13 protein-coding genes are annotated in these 16979 nt (G+C 66.6%); 11 read left to right on the top strand and 2 right to left on the bottom strand.

Annotated elements, in window-relative coordinates:
- The first annotated feature begins 86 nt into the window (after positions 1-86).
- Positions 87-1550, top strand: a complete 1464-nt coding sequence (locus LQF09_RS15680; protein ID WP_002931947.1) for a TolC family outer membrane protein — start codon at positions 87-89, stop codon at positions 1548-1550.
- A gap of 36 nt (positions 1551-1586) precedes the next feature.
- Here the strand turns inward: LQF09_RS15680 and LQF09_RS15675 are convergent, their stop codons facing one another.
- On the bottom strand, positions 1587-2369 hold the full coding sequence (locus LQF09_RS15675) for an enoyl-CoA hydratase/isomerase family protein (protein WP_002931954.1): 783 nt from the start codon (positions 2367-2369) through the stop codon (positions 1587-1589).
- Positions 2370-2539: 170 nt separating this feature from the next.
- Between LQF09_RS15675 and LQF09_RS15670 the strand changes: the two genes are divergently transcribed.
- The 6 genes from LQF09_RS15670 (at position 2540) to LQF09_RS15645 (ending at position 8219) form a co-directional block, all read left to right on the top strand.
- A complete protein-coding gene (locus tag LQF09_RS15670) occupies positions 2540-2860 on the top strand; it encodes a DUF485 domain-containing protein (protein ID WP_353736329.1) in 321 nt (106 codons plus the stop codon).
- The gene (locus tag LQF09_RS15665) at positions 2860-4536 is read left to right on the top strand and encodes a cation acetate symporter (protein ID WP_002931958.1); all 1677 of its coding nucleotides are present in this window, start codon (positions 2860-2862) and stop codon (positions 4534-4536) included. The genes LQF09_RS15670 and LQF09_RS15665 overlap by 1 nt, the downstream gene beginning before the upstream one ends.
- A gap of 925 nt (positions 4537-5461) precedes the next feature.
- The gene (locus LQF09_RS15660) at positions 5462-6757 is read left to right on the top strand and encodes a hemolysin family protein (RefSeq protein ID WP_002934046.1); all 1296 of its coding nucleotides are present in this window, start codon (positions 5462-5464) and stop codon (positions 6755-6757) included.
- Between the two features lie 52 nt (positions 6758-6809).
- A complete protein-coding gene (locus tag LQF09_RS15655; RefSeq protein ID WP_002934048.1) occupies positions 6810-7223 on the top strand; it encodes a hypothetical protein in 414 nt (137 codons plus the stop codon).
- Positions 7224-7233: 10 nt separating this feature from the next.
- Complete coding sequence (locus LQF09_RS15650) at positions 7234-7911, top strand: helix-turn-helix domain-containing protein (protein WP_270068383.1); 678 nt, start codon at positions 7234-7236, stop codon at positions 7909-7911.
- Positions 7908-8219, top strand: a complete 312-nt coding sequence (locus LQF09_RS15645; protein WP_270068382.1) for a hypothetical protein — start codon at positions 7908-7910, stop codon at positions 8217-8219. Before LQF09_RS15650 ends, LQF09_RS15645 begins: the two co-directional genes overlap by 4 nt.
- Before the next feature lie 13 nt (positions 8220-8232).
- On the opposite strand, the gene LQF09_RS15640 is transcribed toward LQF09_RS15645, so the two are convergent.
- Positions 8233-8943 carry a GntR family transcriptional regulator gene (locus LQF09_RS15640; protein ID WP_051018607.1) on the bottom strand — a complete coding sequence of 237 codons (711 nt, stop codon included), beginning with the start codon at positions 8941-8943 and terminating at the stop codon, positions 8233-8235.
- 576 nt (positions 8944-9519) lie between these two features.
- Here LQF09_RS15640 and scpA point away from each other — a divergent pair.
- From scpA to accC, 4 genes are all read left to right on the top strand, one after another.
- Positions 9520-11691, top strand: a complete 2172-nt coding sequence (gene scpA, locus LQF09_RS15635) for a methylmalonyl-CoA mutase (protein WP_270068381.1) — start codon at positions 9520-9522, stop codon at positions 11689-11691.
- Between the two features lie 224 nt (positions 11692-11915).
- On the top strand, positions 11916-12914 hold the full coding sequence (gene meaB / locus LQF09_RS15630) for a methylmalonyl Co-A mutase-associated GTPase MeaB (protein ID WP_037985178.1): 999 nt from the start codon (positions 11916-11918) through the stop codon (positions 12912-12914).
- 105 nt (positions 12915-13019) lie between these two features.
- Positions 13020-14552 (top strand): acyl-CoA carboxylase subunit beta, encoded by a 1533-nt coding sequence (locus LQF09_RS15625; protein WP_002934186.1) that lies wholly within the window; start codon positions 13020-13022, stop codon positions 14550-14552.
- A gap of 138 nt (positions 14553-14690) precedes the next feature.
- Positions 14691-16679 carry an acetyl-CoA carboxylase biotin carboxylase subunit gene (gene accC, locus LQF09_RS15620; protein WP_270068380.1) on the top strand — a complete coding sequence of 663 codons (1989 nt, stop codon included), beginning with the start codon at positions 14691-14693 and terminating at the stop codon, positions 16677-16679.
- Positions 16680-16979: the final 300 nt, after the last annotated feature.

Below are 16979 nucleotides of genomic sequence, written 5' to 3'. Positions count from 1 at the left end.
CGATCCACCCACAACGCACGACCCGGATTGGGTCTAATGCGCACGTACCCCGAATCGCTCTCCGTTCGAAACCAAGGTTCTAATAAATGAACAACAAAGCTCTTCGCCGCACGCTCGGCATGATCGCACTCCTTGCGGTGCATGGCACTGCACAGGCAGCTTCCGCCCCAGTCCCCGACGCGCTGCGCGACGCCGTGCTCAAGGTCGTCGCCACCAACCCCGACGTGCAGGCACGCTGGCACGCCTTCCGCGCCGCCGGCGCCGAGCAGGACGTTGCGCGCGGCGGCTACCTGCCGCAGGTCGACCTCAACGCCGGCGTTGGCCGCGAACGTGTCGACCGTCCGCGCGAAGCCGTTGACAGCTACACCCGCCGCGGCGCCACCCTGTCGCTCAACCAGATGCTGTACGACGGCTTTCTCACCCGCAGTGAAGTGTCCCGCCTTGGCTACGCTCGTCTCGCCCGCTACTACGAAGTTGTCGATGCGGCCGAAACTGCCGCGCTCGACACGGTGCGCACCTACGCCGACGTGCTCCGCTACCGCGAACTCGTGCAACTGGCCAAGGACAACTACGTCGAGCACCGCCGCGTGTACGACCAGATCGCCGAGCGCGCCGCCGCCGGCGTCGGCCGCCGCGTAGACCTCGAGCAGGCCAGCGGCCGCCTCGCGCTTGCAGAATCCAACCTCCTCACCGAGGTCAGCAACCTGCACGACGTCAGCGCGCGCTACCTGCGCCTGGTCGGCGAAGAGCCTGCCGAGCGCCTCAGCGCGCTTCCCGACACCCTCGCCGGCAGCGAAGGCCTGCCTGCCACCGCCTCCGACGCCGTGCGTGCCGCGCTCGTCTCCAGCCCCGCCATCAACGCCGCAGTCGAGAACGTGCGCGCCGGCCAGGCAGAAGTCCAGGCTCGCCGCAGCGCCAACCAGCCGCGTATCGACTTGCGCGCCCGTCAGTCGCTCGACAACAACCTCGACGGCGTCAGCGGTAGCACGCGCGAAGGCGTGGTCGAAGTCGTGCTCAACTACAACCTGTTCCGCGGTGGCGCCGACCAGGCCCGCATCCGCCAAGCGGCAGAAACGCTCAACCAGTCCCGCGACCTGCGCGAAAAGGCCTGCCGCGACCTGCGCCAGACCCTGTCCATCGCCTACAACGACAGCGCCCGCCTGCGCGAGCAACTCGGCTACCTCGACCAGCACCAGCTGGCCATTGCCAAGGCGCGCGAAGCCTATCGCCAGCAGTTCGACATCGGCCAGCGCACGCTGCTCGACCTGCTCGATACCGAGAACGAGTACTTCCAGGCTCGCCGCGCCTACACTGGCGCCCGCTTCGACCTCCTCACCGCCCAGGCGCGCACCCTCGCCGGCATGGGGCAGTTGCTGCCCAGGCTGCAAGTCGCCCGCGAAGGCTTGCCCTCGGCTGCCGAACTCGGCCAGGACCGCGACGGCATCGACCCCGCCGAGCTCTGCCCGCCGGACGCCCCGTCCATGCTGCAGGTCGACAAGGACGCGCTGTTTGCCGAGGCCCTGCGCGAGGCCGGCGCCCGCAGGCCCTGAGCCCACCCGGCGCGGGGGGCACCTCGAGTGCTCCCCTCAGCGCCCTTTGAACACCGGCGCGCGCTTGTTCAGGAAAGCATCCAGTCCTTCGCGGTAATCCTCGGTCGCCAGAAAGTCGAACGCAGCGCGCCGCTCGGCCTCATCCAGCGGCGCGCCGGTCATCAGCCGGCGCACCCACTGCTTGTGCCAGCGCGCCACCAGCGGTGCCCCTGCGCAGATACGCTCAGCGCTCAGCGCCGCCTCCTCGAACACGCGTTCGTCATCCACCACCCGGCTCAGCAAGCCCTTCTGCAAGGCCTCGCGTGCATCCAGGATGCGGCCCTCGAGCAGGATCTCCAGCACCACCGCCGGCCCCACCAGCGCCAGCAGCCCGGCCATCTCCCCCGGGTACATCGAGAACCCCAGTCGGTTGATCGGCGCACCAAAGCGTGACGACTCGCCAGCGATACGGATGTCGCAGCAGCCGGCAATCTCCAGCCCGCCGCCCACGCACGCACCGCGGATCGCCGCCACCGTCGGCACCGCACAGTCGCGCAGCGCGTTGAGCGCGCTCGCCACCAGATCCTCGTGGTAGTGCATCGCGTCATCCACCGTCGCACGCACGGTCACGAACTCTTCGATGTCGCCGCCGGCGGCGAAGGCCTTCTCGCCCGCGCCACGCACAATCACGCAACGCACGCCATCGTCGGCCGCAACGCGCGCCATTGCGGCGGAAAGCCCGCGCCACATTGCGGCATTCACCGCATTGAGCTTGGACGGGTTGCACAGCGTCACGGTGGCGACGCCTGCGCTGATTTCACAATCGATTCCTGGGTTCATCGGCAAGCCTGACTATCGTCGATCAAAATTTTCCATACGGGGTAGTATGGGATCTTATGGATGATATATCATCCGCCGCTGCTGATAACCCCGCGTCAGACGGAGCGCTCGGCAAAAAGGAGGGTGGAGGGCAATGCAGTTCTACGTTGCTTATCCATGAGGAGGGAGAAGTGTCTGTCTCAATGTATGCGCATATTCGGCGCAACCCACGCTTCAAGGAACTGGTAGCCAAGCGGACCCGTTTTGCGGGCATCCTCGCGGTCATCGTTCTGGCCATGTTCTATGGCTTCGTCCTGCTCGTCGCGTTCGCGCCCGGGCTCATCGGCATGCGCCTCTCCGAGGGCAGCAACATCACCTTCGGCATCGTTGCCGGTCTCTTCCAGTTCGTCTTCTTCTGGGTGCTCACCTGGGTGTATGTCCGTCGCGCCAACGGCGAATTCGACGACATCAACAAGGAAATCATCCAGGCGGCCTGGAAGGAGGAGAAGTGATGAACGCAAGCACCCTGTCGCGCCTTGGCGCCGGCCTCCTCGTACTCGCCCTCCCTGCGCTCGCGCTCGCCAAGGGCGACATGGGCCAGATGGAGAAGCAGGCCCTCAACTTCCACGCCATCGGCATGTTCTTCGTGTTCGTGGTGCTCACCCTGGGCATTACCTACTGGGCGGCCAGCCGCACCAAGTCGACGGCCGACTTCTACACCGCGGGCGGCGGCATCACCGGCTTCCAGAACGGCCTGGCGATTGCTGGTGACTACATGTCCGCGGCCACGCTGCTCGGCCTCACCGCCATGATGTACATGCAGGGCGTCGACGCCTACATCTACATGCTGTCCTTCTTCGTCGGCTGGCCCATCATCCTGTTCCTGATGGCCGAACGCCTGCGCAACCTCGGCAAATTCACCTTCGCCGACATCACCGCCTACCGCCTCAACCAGGGCAAGGTGCGCACCATGGCCGCGGTCAGCTCGCTCACCGTGGTGTGCTTCTACCTCGTCGCGCAGATGGTCGGCGCCGGCCAGCTCATCAAGCTGCTGTTCGGCCTCGACTACAACATCGCGCTCGTCGTCGTCGGCGCGCTCATGATGATCTACGTCACCTTCGGCGGCATGGTCGCCACCACCTGGGTGCAGATCATCAAGGCCGTCATGCTGCTCATCGGCGGCACCACCGTCGGCGTGCTCGCTTTCAGCCAGTTCGGCTTCAGCTTCGACGAGCTCACCACCCGTGCGATGGAAGTGCACAAGCTGGGCGCCAAGCTGCTGTCCCCGGGCAGCCTGCTCGCCGACCCCATCACCGCCATCTCGCTCGGCCTGGGCCTGATGTTCGGTACCGCCGGCCTGCCGCACATCCTGATGCGCTTCTTCACCGTCACCGACGCCAAGGAAGCGCGCAAGTCCGTGCTCTACGCCTCGGGCATCGTCGCCTACTTCTTCAACGTCATCGCCATCATGGGTCTGTGCGCCATCCTCATCGTCGGCACCAACCCGCAGTTCTTCGAGGGTGGTGAGATCGGCGGCAAGGTCGTCGGCGGCGGCAACATGATCGCCATGCACCTGGCCCAGGCCGTCGGCGGCAACCTGCTGCTCGGCTTCCTGTCGGCAGTGGCCTTCGCAACCATCCTCGCGGTGGTGGCCGGCCTGGCGCTGGCTGGCGCGTCGGCGATCTCGCACGACATCTACTCGCGCGTCATCATGAAGGGCAAGGCCAACGAAGCCACCGAGCTCAAGGTGTCCAAGTACGCCACCATCGGCCTGGGCATCGTCGCCATCCTGCTCGGCATGGCCTTCGAGAAGATGAACATCGCGTTCATGGTCGCGCTCGCCTTCGGCGTTGCCGCATCGGCCAACTTCCCGGTGCTCATCCTGTCGATGTACTGGAAGGGCCTCACCACGCGCGGCGCCCTCATGGGCGGCTACTCCGGCCTCATCAGCGCGGTGCTGTTCGTGCTGCTGTCCAAGTCGGTGTGGGTCGACGTGCTGCACTTCGAGTCGGCCATCTTCCCCTACACCCAGCCCGCCCTGTTCTCGATGCCCATCGCCTTCTTCATGACCTGGCTGTTCTCCACGCTCGACAAGAGCCAGGAAGCCAAGGACGAGAAGGAAGCCTTCGAAGACCAGTACGTGCGCGCCCAGACCGGCGTCGGCGCTGCCACGGCCGCCGCGCACTAAGCCGCACGCGCTCCAAGCCCTCGCGGCTGGCCCCGCTCCCGTAGGAGCGGCGCCAGCCGCGAGTCTTTCATCGCCCCGCCCAACGCCCATCGCCTTCAACCCCTCGCGGCTCGCGCCGCTCCTACCGGGTGCCACGCGCCGCGGCTGGCTCCGCCGTAGGAGCGGCGCCAGCCGCGAGCCTTTCATCGCCCCCGCCCAACGCCCATCGCCTTCAACCCCTCGCGGCTTGCGCCGCGCCTACCGGGGCGACACGCGCCGCGGTTGGCTCCGCCGTAGGAGCGGCGCCAGCCGCGAGCCTTTCATCGCACCCGCCCAACGCCCATCGCCTTCAACCCCTCGCGGCTCGCGCCGCGCCTACCGGGACGACACGCGCCGCGGCTGGCTCCGCCGTAGGAGCGGCGCCAGCCGCGAGCCTTTCATCGCACCCGCCCAACGCCCATCGCCTTCAACCCCTCGCGGCTCGCGCCGCGCCTACCGGGGCGACACGCGCCGCGGTTGGCTCCACCGTAGGAGCGGCGCCAGCCGCGAGCCTTTCATCGCACCCGCCCAACGCCCATCGCCTTCAACCCCTCGCGGCTTGCGCCGCTCCTACGGTGGGAACACACGCTGCGGCGCTCTCCTGTAGGAGCGGCGCCAGCCGCGAGCCTTTCATCGCACCCACCCAACGCCCATCGCCTTCAACCCCTCGCGGCTCGCACTGCTCCTACGGTGGGAACACACGCTGCGGCGCTCTCCTGTAGGAGCGGCGCCAGCCGCGAGCCTTTCATCGCACCCGCCCAACGCCCATCACCCTCAACCCCTCGCGGCTCGCGCCGCTCCTACAGGGGGGCGTGGGCTGCTGGTGATAGACTTCACGACCTACCCAACCTGGTTTTGCCTTCCGGCGGGGCCTCTTGACCGAGAGTCATCTCCCAAAGGAGTCGTCGTGCTGTCCAACGATCTGTTCATCATCTTTTTGCTCATCATCGCGAGCGCCTTCTTCTCGATGTCCGAGATCTCGCTCGCCGCTTCGCGCAAGATCAAGCTCCGCCTCATGGCCGAAGGTGGCCACGTCAATGCCCAGCGCGTGCTCGCGCTGCAGGACAACCCAGGCAACTTCTTCACCGTCGTGCAGATCGGCCTCAATGCCGTCGCCATCCTCGGCGGTATCGTCGGCGAGCAGGCCCTGTCGCCCCATGTCGCCGCTGCCATCGGCCTGGTGTACGACGGGCCGCGGCTTCACACCCTCAGCTTTGTGGTGTCCTTCGTCTTCGTCACCTCGCTGTTCGTGCTGTTCGCCGACCTCATGCCCAAGCGCCTGGCCATGGTCGAGCCCGAGCGCATCGCGGTCGGCCTGGTGCGGCCCATGCAGGCCTGCATCTGGGTTTTTGCGCCCCTGGTGTGGGTGTTCAACGGGCTCGCCAACATCCTGTTCCGCTGGTTCAAGGTGCCGAGCAAGCGTACCGAAGACATTACCGCCGACGACATCGTCGCCATGGCCGATGCCGGCGCCCAGGCTGGCGCGCTGCTGCGCCAGGAGCAGCACCTCATCAGCAACGTCTTCGAGCTCGACTCGCGCATCGTGCCCTCGGCCATGACCTCGCGCGAGAGCATCGTCTTTCTCACCCTCAGCGAATCCGAAGAGAGCATCCGGCGCAAGATCTCCGCGCACCCGCACGGCAAGTTCCCGGTGTGCGAGGACGGCATCGACAGCGTCATCGGCTATGTCGACGCCAAGGACATCCTGCCGCGCATCGTCAATGGCCAGGACCTCTCGCTGCGCACCCAGCCCATCGTGCGCAAGGTCCTCATGCTGCCCGACACGCTCAGCCTGTTCGAAGCCCTCGAGCGCTTTCGCGACGCCAAGGAAGACTTCGCGCTCGTACTCAACGAATACGCCCTGGTCGTAGGGCTGCTGTCTTTGCAGGACGTCATGAACACGGTCATGGGGGATCTCGTCAGCCCCTTCCAGGAAGAACTCATCGTCCGCCGCGACGACAACTCCTGGCTCATCGACGGCGTCACCCCGATCGAAGACGTCATGCAGGCGCTCGACATCGAAGTCTTCGAGGGCTTCCAGAACTACGAAACGGTCGCCGGCTTCCTCATGTACCGCCTGCGCAAGGTCCCCAAGCGCACCGACTTCGTGGTCTATGCGGGCTACAAGTTCGAGGTCGTCGACATCGACAACTACCGCATCGACCAGGTCCTGGTGACGCGCAGCGAGACGAGCGAGCCATGAGTCGAGGCGCCCTTGTCATTCATGGGAAAAAGACCATAATGGGGCAGGGCGTGTGAAGCTCGCCAGTACGGACCTGCACCACCCGCGAGCCAGGAGAGAGGCGCTTGCCATCGCACGGCTGGGTCCCGGCCCCCACCTGCTCGCGCTGTCGCAGTTTGCGGCCGTGTTCGACAGCCTCTGCGACGGTGTGCAGTTTCCGAACGCCCCCTACCTCGGCGCGAGCTACGGCATCGAAAGCGTCTTCGACGAACAGCACCGGGCCGGAGCCGTCACCGTTTTTTACCGGGTTTTCTGGGGTAGCGACGCGTGCGGGCTGGTGGCAGCGCTGTGCCAGGCAGACTTCGGCCGCCCCGTGTTCATGGCCATGACGGGTTTTGGCTTGCCGGGAGCCGCGGGTCATGGCGACAAGACCCGTGCCGTGGACGCTGCAGTCAGGCTGGCGCGGGCGCGCAGCGTGGATCTATGAAGGGTGAAGAATGAGCGAGAGTGACACGAGGTATTCGGTAACGCGCACCGGCGGCCGAACCTTCCGCGTTGCCGCCGCACGCAAGGGCGGCGCGAATGACCTCACCGCGGCGCTTGCCGAGGCCGCCGGCGATACCCCCGAGTTTCAGGCCGGCTACCAGGCTGCGCAGCGCTACCTCGCGTTCGGTCGCGCCCTGCGGACCTTGCGCGAAGCGCATGGCATGACGCAAAAAGCGCTGTCCGAGCGCACCGGCATCGACCAGGCCGACCTCAGCAGAATCGAGAACGGCGTCTGGGGCAAGCGAGGCATCAGCGTGCTCACGATGGAGCGCATCCTCGCCGAACTGGGGCATCGCCTCGAGTTCAGCATCGTGCCGATCGAGCAGGCGTCGGGTCAGGCAGCGCAGGGGGGCGAAGCCCCGCCCTGGGTCGAACTGGCTCCGCAGGGGCAGCGGCTGGATGCGAGCGCGGGTGCCCGCACAGGCCTTCCGCCCTGGATCGAGGAAGTGCCGGACGACGCGCCGCAGGACCTTGCCCCAGGCGCGCTCCGGAACGCCCTCGCAGGCGTACTCGAAGACGCCGTCTTCAAGGCAGCGCTCGATCGAGAGTGGCGCGCAGCCTTTGCCAAGCGCCGGCGCCGGGCGACGCTGGCGCGCAGCAGTGCAAGGCCGGCAACGCTCAAGAAATGACGGCCGCGCTTGCCGGCGCCATCGCCGAGCTTCTCAGCGTCCTCAGCGGGCTACTGCTCATCGCCCCGGTCATCGCGCTCAACCGGCACCTTCGCGCCATCAAGACCGCGCAGGACCAGCTTGCAGCGCCGCGTACCAAGCTGACGCGCAGCATCGCGCGCGAGCTCAAGCCGCAGCTCGAGCGCGCAAAGATCCCCGAATGGTCGCGCCGCGACCAGCGCATGCTCATCTGGGCAATCGGGCTGTTTGCGGCCGCGTCGGCCATCAAGCTCTACCTTGCGGCGGCGGTCGCCCTGGCCGCAGGCTGAACCCGACGGCCGCTCAGGCCTCTGCCTGCGCCTCGGTCTCCGGCGCGGCAAGCGGAGCGTCGTCGGCCTTGGCCACGGCGATGCGGGCCAGCGCGGCGCGGCCGCTGCGGATGTGGTGGCGCATGAGCTGCTCGGCACGCTCGCCGTCGCGGGCGAGGAGGGCGCCGAGGATGTCGCGGTGCTCTTCCAGCGACTGCTCCAGCCGCCCGTCCGAGAACAGCGAATGGTGGCGCGACAGCTTGATCACCTTGCGCAGGTCTTCGATCACGTGCAGCAACCAGCGGTTGTCGGCGATCTCCTGCAGGCTGCGGTGGAAGTTCTGGTTGGCCTCGAAGAAGCCGTCGATGTCGTCCGCCGCCGCCGCCTTCTCCAGGTCGGCGTGGATCGCGCGCAGGCGCGTCAGGTCGCCGTCGGTGGCGCGCATGGCCGAGGCTCGTGCGCACTCGCCCTCGAGCATCGACATCACGCTGAACACCTCGTCGAGGTCACGCTCGGAGATCTCGGTCACGTAACAGCCGCGGCGCGGCTTGAGCGTCACCAGCCCCTCGGAGGCGAGCACCTTCAGCGCCTCGCGCAGCGGTGTGCGTGAGATGCCGTAGTGCTCGGCCAGCGCCTGCTCGTCCACCCAGGTGCCCGGCGCCAGCTCGTGCGAATAGATGCGCTGCCGAAGGCGCTCGGCGACTTCCTGGTACAGCGCCATGGGCGCGATTCTCGAAGCGTTCATGTTGCTTTGTGCGGTCTCCGACTTCTCAGATGCAAAGGCCGGCGCGCCCACAGGGCAATAGCGCCGCAGTGGATTTTGCCGTAGGACCAGCGCCGGCCGCGAGCGAATTGCGGCTGGTCCGACCCCCGTCGCCTTCAAAACCTCGCGGCTCGCGCCGCTCCTACCGCAACACCAAGCGCCGCGCCCCCCGTAGGAGCGGCGCCAGCCGCGAGCCTTTTCGGCGGCGATCCAGCCCCAACACCTTCAACCCCTCGCGGCTCGCGCCACGCCTAAGACACCCGCCGCGGGCTGTTCGTGCGTCGGCTAGAGAGGCCATTGCGTTCATAATTATGGATAAAGTATTATTCCGCTGGTAGAACAAGTCAACTTCCCGTGTGCGACGCGGCAGGGAGGCGCCAGGCCAAAGCCTGGTGACAAAAGGGGGGCCGCGTTGCGCCAGAAGCGTCGACGGCCACCCGCAGCAGGGCTGCGGGTGGCCGGTTCGTCGCCTACGTGCCGCACTTGTCGCGGCGCGGGTTGTGTCTGATCCGATATCGTCCAGCAGCTCCGCGAGCTGCCGAAGCAGAGAGGTTTCCCATGTCGCAAAGCAACCAGTCCAACGAGCCCACCTACAACCAGGCCGACATCGAGGCCTGGAACAAGGCCGCCGCCAAGCACGCCCCGGGCGGCGACGTCACCAAGCTCAACTGGGTCACGCCCGAAGGGCTGGTCGTCAAGCCGCTGTACACCAAGGCCGACACCGCCGACCTCAAGCACGCCGACACGCTGCCCGGCTTCGAACCCTTCCTGCGCGGCCCGCAGCCCACCATGTACGCCGTCAAGCCGTGGACCATCCGCCAGTACGCGGGTTTCTCCACCGCCGAAGCCTCCAACGCCTTCTACCGCAAGGCGCTCGCCGCCGGCGGCCAGGGCGTGTCGGTCGCCTTCGACCTCGCCACCCACCGCGGCTACGACTCCGACCACCCGCGTGTCACCGGCGACGTCGGCAAGGCCGGCGTGGCCATCGACTCGGTCGAAGACATGAAGATCCTGTTCGACGGCATCCCGCTCGACAAGATCTCCGTCTCCATGACCATGAACGGCGCAGTGCTCCCCATCCTCGCCGGCTACATCATCGCCGCCGAAGAGCAGGGCGTGTCGCAGGACAAGCTCTCCGGGACCATCCAGAACGACATCCTCAAGGAGTTCATGGTCCGCAACACCTACATCTACCCGCCGACGCCGTCGATGAAGATCATCGCCGACATCTTCCAGTACACGTCGGCCAACATGCCCAAGTTCAACAGCATCTCGATCTCGGGCTACCACATCCAGGAAGCGGGCGCCAACCAGGCCATCGAGCTCGCCTTCACCCTGGCCGACGGCCTCGAGTACGTGCGCACCGGCATCGCCAGCGGCATGGACGTCGACACCTTTGCCGGCCGCCTGTCCTTCTTCTGGGCAGTGGGCATGAACTTCTACCTCGAGATCGCCAAGATGCGTGCCGCGCGTCTGCTGTGGTGGCGCATCATGAAGCAGTTCAACCCCAAGAGCCCCAAGTCGATGATGCTGCGCACCCACTCGCAGACCTCCGGCTGGTCGCTCACCGAGCAGGACCCGTACAACAACGTCGTGCGCACCACCATCGAGGCCATGGCCGCGGTGTTCGGCGGCACCCAGTCGCTGCACACCAACGCGCTCGACGAAGCCATCGCCCTGCCCACCGAGTTCTCCGCCCGCATCGCCCGCAACACCCAGATCATCATCCAGGAAGAGACCCACATCTGTAACGTCGTCGACCCCTGGGCCGGCTCCTACATGATGGAAAAGCTCACCCAGGACATGGCCGACAAGGCCTGGGCGCTGATCGAAGAGATCGAGTCCATGGGCGGCATGACCAAGGCCGTCGAATCCGGCTGGGCCAAGATGAAGGTCGAGGAATGCGCCGCCGACAAGCAGGCCCGCATCGACTCCGGCAAGGACGTCATCGTCGGCGTCAACAAGTACAAGCTCGCCAAGGAAGACCCGATCGAGATCCTCGACATCGACAACCACGCCGTGCGCGAGTCGCAGATCGCCCGCCTCGCCCAGGTGCGCGCCAACCGCGACACCGCCGCCGTGCAGGCCGCGCTCGACGCCCTCACCCAGTGCGCCGAAACCGGCGACGGCAACCTGCTCGACCTCACCGTCAAGGCCATCCGCCTGCGCGCCACCGTCGGCGAAGTCTCCGACGCGCTCGAAAAGGTCTTCGGCCGCTACCGCGCCAACCCGCAAGCCGTGTCCGGCGTCTATGGAGCCGTCGTGGAAGAACAGGAAGACTGGAAGGCCCTCAAGGCCGACATCGAAGCCTTCATCGCCGAAGAAGGCCGCCGCCCGCGCGTCATGATCGCCAAGCTCGGCCAGGACGGCCACGACCGCGGCGCCAAGGTCGTCGCCTCGGCCTTCGCCGACCTCGGCTTCGACATCGATATCGGCCCGCTCTTCCAGACCCCGGAAGAAGCCGCCCGCCACGCGGTCGAGAACGACGTCCACGCCGTCGGCTGCTCCAGCCTCGCCGCCGGCCACAAGACGCTCGTGCCGCAGATCGTCAACGAGCTCAAGCGCCTCGGCGCCGACGACATCATCACCTTCGTCGGCGGCGTCATCCCCGCGCAGGACTACGACGCGCTCTACGCCGCCGGCGCCAAGGGCATCTTCGGCCCCGGCACCCCCATCCCCACCGCCGCGCGCGAAGTGCTCAAGCAGATCCGCGCAGCGCGCAAGGCATAAGGGCGAACACCGGCGGCCTTGCCGCCGGAGCAATTGAACAAAACGTATCGGCACACCGTAGGAGCGGCGCCAGCCGCGAGGGGTCGAAGGCGACACCGCCCAAAAAACCTCGCGGCTTGCGCCGCTCCTACAGCATCACACCGTAGGAGCGGCGCAAGCCGCGAGCTTTTTCCACCGCAACCCGCCACACCCGTACCGCAAAGGCCACGAACACCCCACCGACCATGCTTTCGCCCACGTCCCACCCCCTCGATCCCACGGACCAAGCCCTCGTCGACGGCGTTCTGGCGGGGCAGCTGCGGCCGCTCGCCAAGACCATCACGCTCATCGAATCCCAGCGCGAGGACCACAAGGAGCGGGCCCGCCACGTGCTCGAGGCCCTGCTGCCGAGCACCGGCGGAGCGATGCGGGTGGGCATTTCCGGCGTGCCGGGCGTGGGCAAATCTACCTTCATCGAAGCGCTCGGCCTCTACCTCATCGAGCAGGGGCTGCGCGTCGCCGTACTGGCGGTCGACCCCTCGTCCTCGGTCACCGGCGGCTCCATCCTCGGCGACAAGACGCGCATGGAACTGCTCAGCCAGAACACCGCCGCCTTCATCCGCCCCAGCCCCTCGGCCTGCAGCCTGGGCGGCGTGGCCGAGAAAACGCGCGAGACCATGCTGGTCTGCGAAGCCGCCGGCTTCGACGTCATCATTGTCGAGACCGTCGGCGTCGGCCAGTCCGAAACCGCCGTCGCCGGCATGACCGACATCTTCTGCCTGCTGCAGCTGCCCAACGCGGGCGACGACCTGCAGGCGATCAAGAAAGGCATCATGGAGATCGCCGATCTGATCGTCATCAACAAGGCCGACATCGACCCCGCCGCCGCCATGCGCGCCAAGTCGCAGATCAAGACCGCGCTGCACATGCTGCGTCCAGCCAGCCCCAACTGGACGGTCCCGGTGCTCACCCTGTCGGCGCTGCGCAAGGAAGGCGTGGCCGAGTTCTGGACCACGGTGATGGACTACCGCAAGGCGCTCACCGCCACCGGCGAGCTCGACGCCAAGCGCCGCCACCAGGCCCTGGCCTGGATGTGGGAAATGATCGACTCCGGGCTGCGCAGCCGTTTCCGCAGCCACCCCCGGGTCAAGGAAGAACTGCCGGCGCTGGCGCGCGCGGTGGAAGAGGGCGGTACCACCCCCTCGCTCGCCGCGCTGCGCCTGCTCGGCCATCTGCAAAGCTGAAACCGCAAGTCTGCCGTTACACGTATTCAGTCCCAAGCCTGACACACACCCACCGGCTTTCCCGGCCGGCACGACGCAACACAGAGATCTGACAGGAGGTCATCAATGCAAGAAATCATTCGCCAGCTGGAGGAAAAGCGCGAGAAGGCCCGCCTCGGCGGTGGCCAGAAGCGCATCGACGCCCAGCACGCCAAGGGCAAGCTGACCGCCCGCGAACGCATCCTGCTGCTGCTCGACGACGACAGCTTCGAAGAGTGGGACATGTTCAAGGAGCACCGCTGCGCCGAGTTCGGCATGAACGCCGACCACATCCCGGGCGACGGCGTCGTCACCGGCTACGGCACCGTCAACGGCCGCCTCGTGTTCGTGTTCTCGCAGGACTTCACCGTCTTCGGCGGCTCGCTGTCCGAAACCCACGCCGAAAAGATCTGCAAGGTCATGGACCACGCCATGAAGGTCGGCGCCCCGGTCATCGGCCTCAACGACTCGGGCGGCGCCCGCATCCAGGAAGGCGTCGACTCGCTCGGCGGCTACGCCGACGTGTTCCAGCGCAACGTGCTCGCCTCCGGCGTCGTGCCGCAGATCTCGCTCATCATGGGCCCCTGCGCAGGCGGTGCGGTGTACTCGCCGTCGATGACCGACTTCATCTTCATGGTCAAGGACTCGTCCTACATGTTCGTGACCGGTCCCGAAGTCGTGAAGACCGTGACCCACGAAGAAGTCACCGCCGAAGAGCTCGGTGGCGCCGTCACCCACACCAGCAAGTCCGGCGTGGCCGACCTCGCCTTCGAGAACGACGTCGAAGCGCTCATGATGACCCGCCGCCTGGTCGGCTACATCCCCGGCAGCAACCGCGACAAGCCGCCGGTCGTGCCCTCGGTCGACCCCGCCGACCGCCTCGACTACTCGCTCGACACCCTCGTGCCGAGCAACGCCAACCAGCCGTATGACATGAAGGAACTGATCGTCAAGATGGTCGACGACGGCGACTTCTTCGAGCTCCAGCCCGACTACGCCAAGAACATCATCATCGGCTTCGCGCGCATGGAAGGCGCCCCGGTCGGCATCGTCGCCAACCAGCCGCTGGTGCTCGCCGGCTGCCTCGACATCAAGAGCTCGATCAAGGCCGCGCGCTTCGTCCGCTTCTGCGACGCCTTCAACATCCCGGTCGTCACCCTGGTCGACGTCCCCGGCTTCATGCCCGGCACCGCGCAGGAATACGGCGGCATCATCAAGCACGGCGCCAAGCTGCTCTACGCCTACGCCGAATGCACCGTGCCCAAGGTCACCCTCATCACCCGCAAGGCCTACGGCGGCGCCTACGACGTCATGTCGTCCAAGCACCTGCGCGGCGACGTCAACTTCGCCTGGCCCAGCGCCGAAATCGCCGTCATGGGCCCCAAGGGCGCGGTCGAGATCATCTTCCGCGAAGAAAAGAACGACCCCGAGAAGATCGCCGAGCGCGAAGCCATGTACAAGCAGCGCTTCGCCAACCCCTTCGTGGCCGGCGCGCGCGGCTTCATCGACGACGTGATCATGCCGCACGAAACCCGCAAGCGCATCTGCCGCTCGCTGTCGATGCTCAAGGACAAGCAGCTCGAGAACCCGTGGCGCAAGCACGGCAACATCCCGCTCTGATCCGCGCACGAGGAATACGTTAAATGTTTAAAAAGATCCTGATCGCAAACCGCGGTGACCAGCCGCGAAGCGGCGCAGCGACGAAGTCACATCGCCTTGCGTGCGAAGCACGTTGCGATTTCACCGCGGAGACCACGCATGTTTAAAAAGATCCTGATCGCAAACCGCGGTGAAATCGCCTGCCGCGTCATCAAGACCGCCCGCAAGATGGGCATCGCCACCGTCGCCGTGCACTCCGAGGCCGACAAGGACGCGCTCTTTGTCGAAATGGCCGACGAAGCCGTCTGCATCGGCCCGGCGCCGTCCAAAGAGTCCTATCTCGTCATCGACAAGATCATCGCCGCCTGCAAGCAGACCGGCGCCGAGGCCGTCCACCCGGGCTACGGCTTCCTGTCCGAGAACGCCGAGTTCTCGCGCCGCCTGGAAGAAGAAGGCATCAAGTTCATCGGCCCGAAGCACTACTCGGTCGCCAAGATGGGCGACAAGATCGAGTCCAAGAAGCTCGCCATCGAAGCCGGCGTCAACACCATCCCCGGCTACAACGACGCCATTGCCGGCCCCGACGAAGCCGTCGAGATCGCCAGGAAGATCGGCTACCCGGTCATGATCAAGGCCTCCGCCGGCGGTGGCGGCAAGGGCCTGCGCGTCGCCTTCAACGACAAGGAAGCGCACGAAGGCTTCGCCTCCTGCGTCAACGAAGCCCGCAACGCCTTCGGCGACGACCGCGTCTTCATCGAAAAGTACGTCCTCGAGCCCCGCCACATCGAAATCCAGGTGCTCGGCGACTCGCATGGCAACTACGTGTACCTCAACGAGCGCGACTGCTCCATCCAGCGCCGCCACCAGAAGGTCATCGAAGAAGCCCCCAGCCCCTTCGTCGACCCCGAGATGCGCCGTGCCATGGGTGAGCAGGCCGTTGCCCTGGCACGCGCGGTGAACTACGAATCGGCCGGCACGGTCGAGTTCGTCGTCTCCGGCGCCACCAAGGAGTTCTACTTCCTCGAGATGAACACCCGCCTGCAGGTCGAGCACCCGGTCACCGAACTCATCACCGGGCTGGACCTCGTCGAGCAGATGATCCGCGTCGCCTACGGCGAAAAGCTGCCGCTCAGCCAGGCCGACGTGAAGATCGACGGCTGGTCGATGGAGTGCCGCATCAACGCCGAAGACCCGTTCCGCGGTTTCCTGCCCTCCACCGGCCGCCTGGTGAAGTTCCAGGCGCCGGCCGAAGGCAACGGCGTGCGCGTCGACACCGGGGTGTACGAGGGCGGCGAGATCTCGATGTACTACGATTCGATGATCGCCAAGCTGATCGTGCACGGTGCGAACCGAGAGCAGGCCATCGAGCGCATGCGTGACGCGCTCAACGCCTTCGTGATCCGCGGCATCAGCTCGAACATCCCCTTCCAGGCCGCGCTGCTTCAGCACCCGCGCTTCTGCTCGGGACACTTCAACACCGGGTTCATCGCCGAGGAGTACCCGCAGGGCTTCGACGCCTCGATGGTGCCGCACGACGACCCGGCGCTGCTCGCCGCGGTGGCCACCTTTGCCCGCAGCCGCTACATCGAGCGCGCGGTGCAGATCGAGGGCCAGCTTGCCGGGCACGGCCGCAAGGTGGCCTCCGACTGGGTGGTGGTGATGGGCGGCAAACAGTACGCGGTGCACACCCAGCTCATCCCGGGCGGTCTCGCCGTCACCCATGAGGGCCGCAGCTACAACATCGTGTCCGACTGGAAGTTCGGCGACCTGCTGTTTACCGGCACGGTCAATGGCGCGCCGATCTGCCTGCAGATCGAGCGTCGGGGCCTGCGCTACCGCATCTCGCACTTCGGCCTGCAGGTCGAGCCGATGGTGATGACGGTGCGCGCCGCCCACCTGCTGTCGCTGATGCCCGAGAAGCTGCCGCCCGACCTGTCGAAGTTCCTGCTGTCGCCGATGCCCGGCCTGCTGCGCGAGGTGGCGGTGGCCGAGGGCCAGGAGGTCAAGGCGGGCGAGAAGCTCGCCATCATCGAAGCCATGAAGATGGAAAACGTGCTCAAGGCCGAGCAGGACGGCAAGGTCAAGAAGATCGTCGCCAAGCCCGGCGCCAGCCTCTCGGTCGACGAAGTCATCATCGAATTCGAGTGAGCACCGCCACACAACCGTTTTGATCGATGGGGAGGGAGACCCGGGCCACGCGCCCGGGTGCCTGTCGGCGAGGGCCTGCGCAAGCAGGCCCTTTTTTTCGCCTGCACCCCCACGCCCCCCACAAAACCCTCGCGGCTCGCGCCGCTCCTACCGCAAACCAAGCGCCGCCCCCCCCGTAGGAGCGGCGCCAGCCGCGAGGGTCTGAAGGCGACCCCGCCCATCGCAGCCACCCCAACCCCTCGCGGCTCGCGCCGCTCCCACAGCAAGACCAAGCGCCGCGCCCCTTTCCCCACGGAACCA

It is taken from the genome of Thauera sp. WB-2 (genome assembly GCF_027594845.1).
GTDB classification, from domain to species: Bacteria; Pseudomonadota; Gammaproteobacteria; order Burkholderiales; family Rhodocyclaceae; genus Thauera; species Thauera mechernichensis.
The sequence above is the reverse complement of the archived record's forward strand: the minus strand, read 5'-3'. Positions and strand labels throughout refer to the sequence as shown.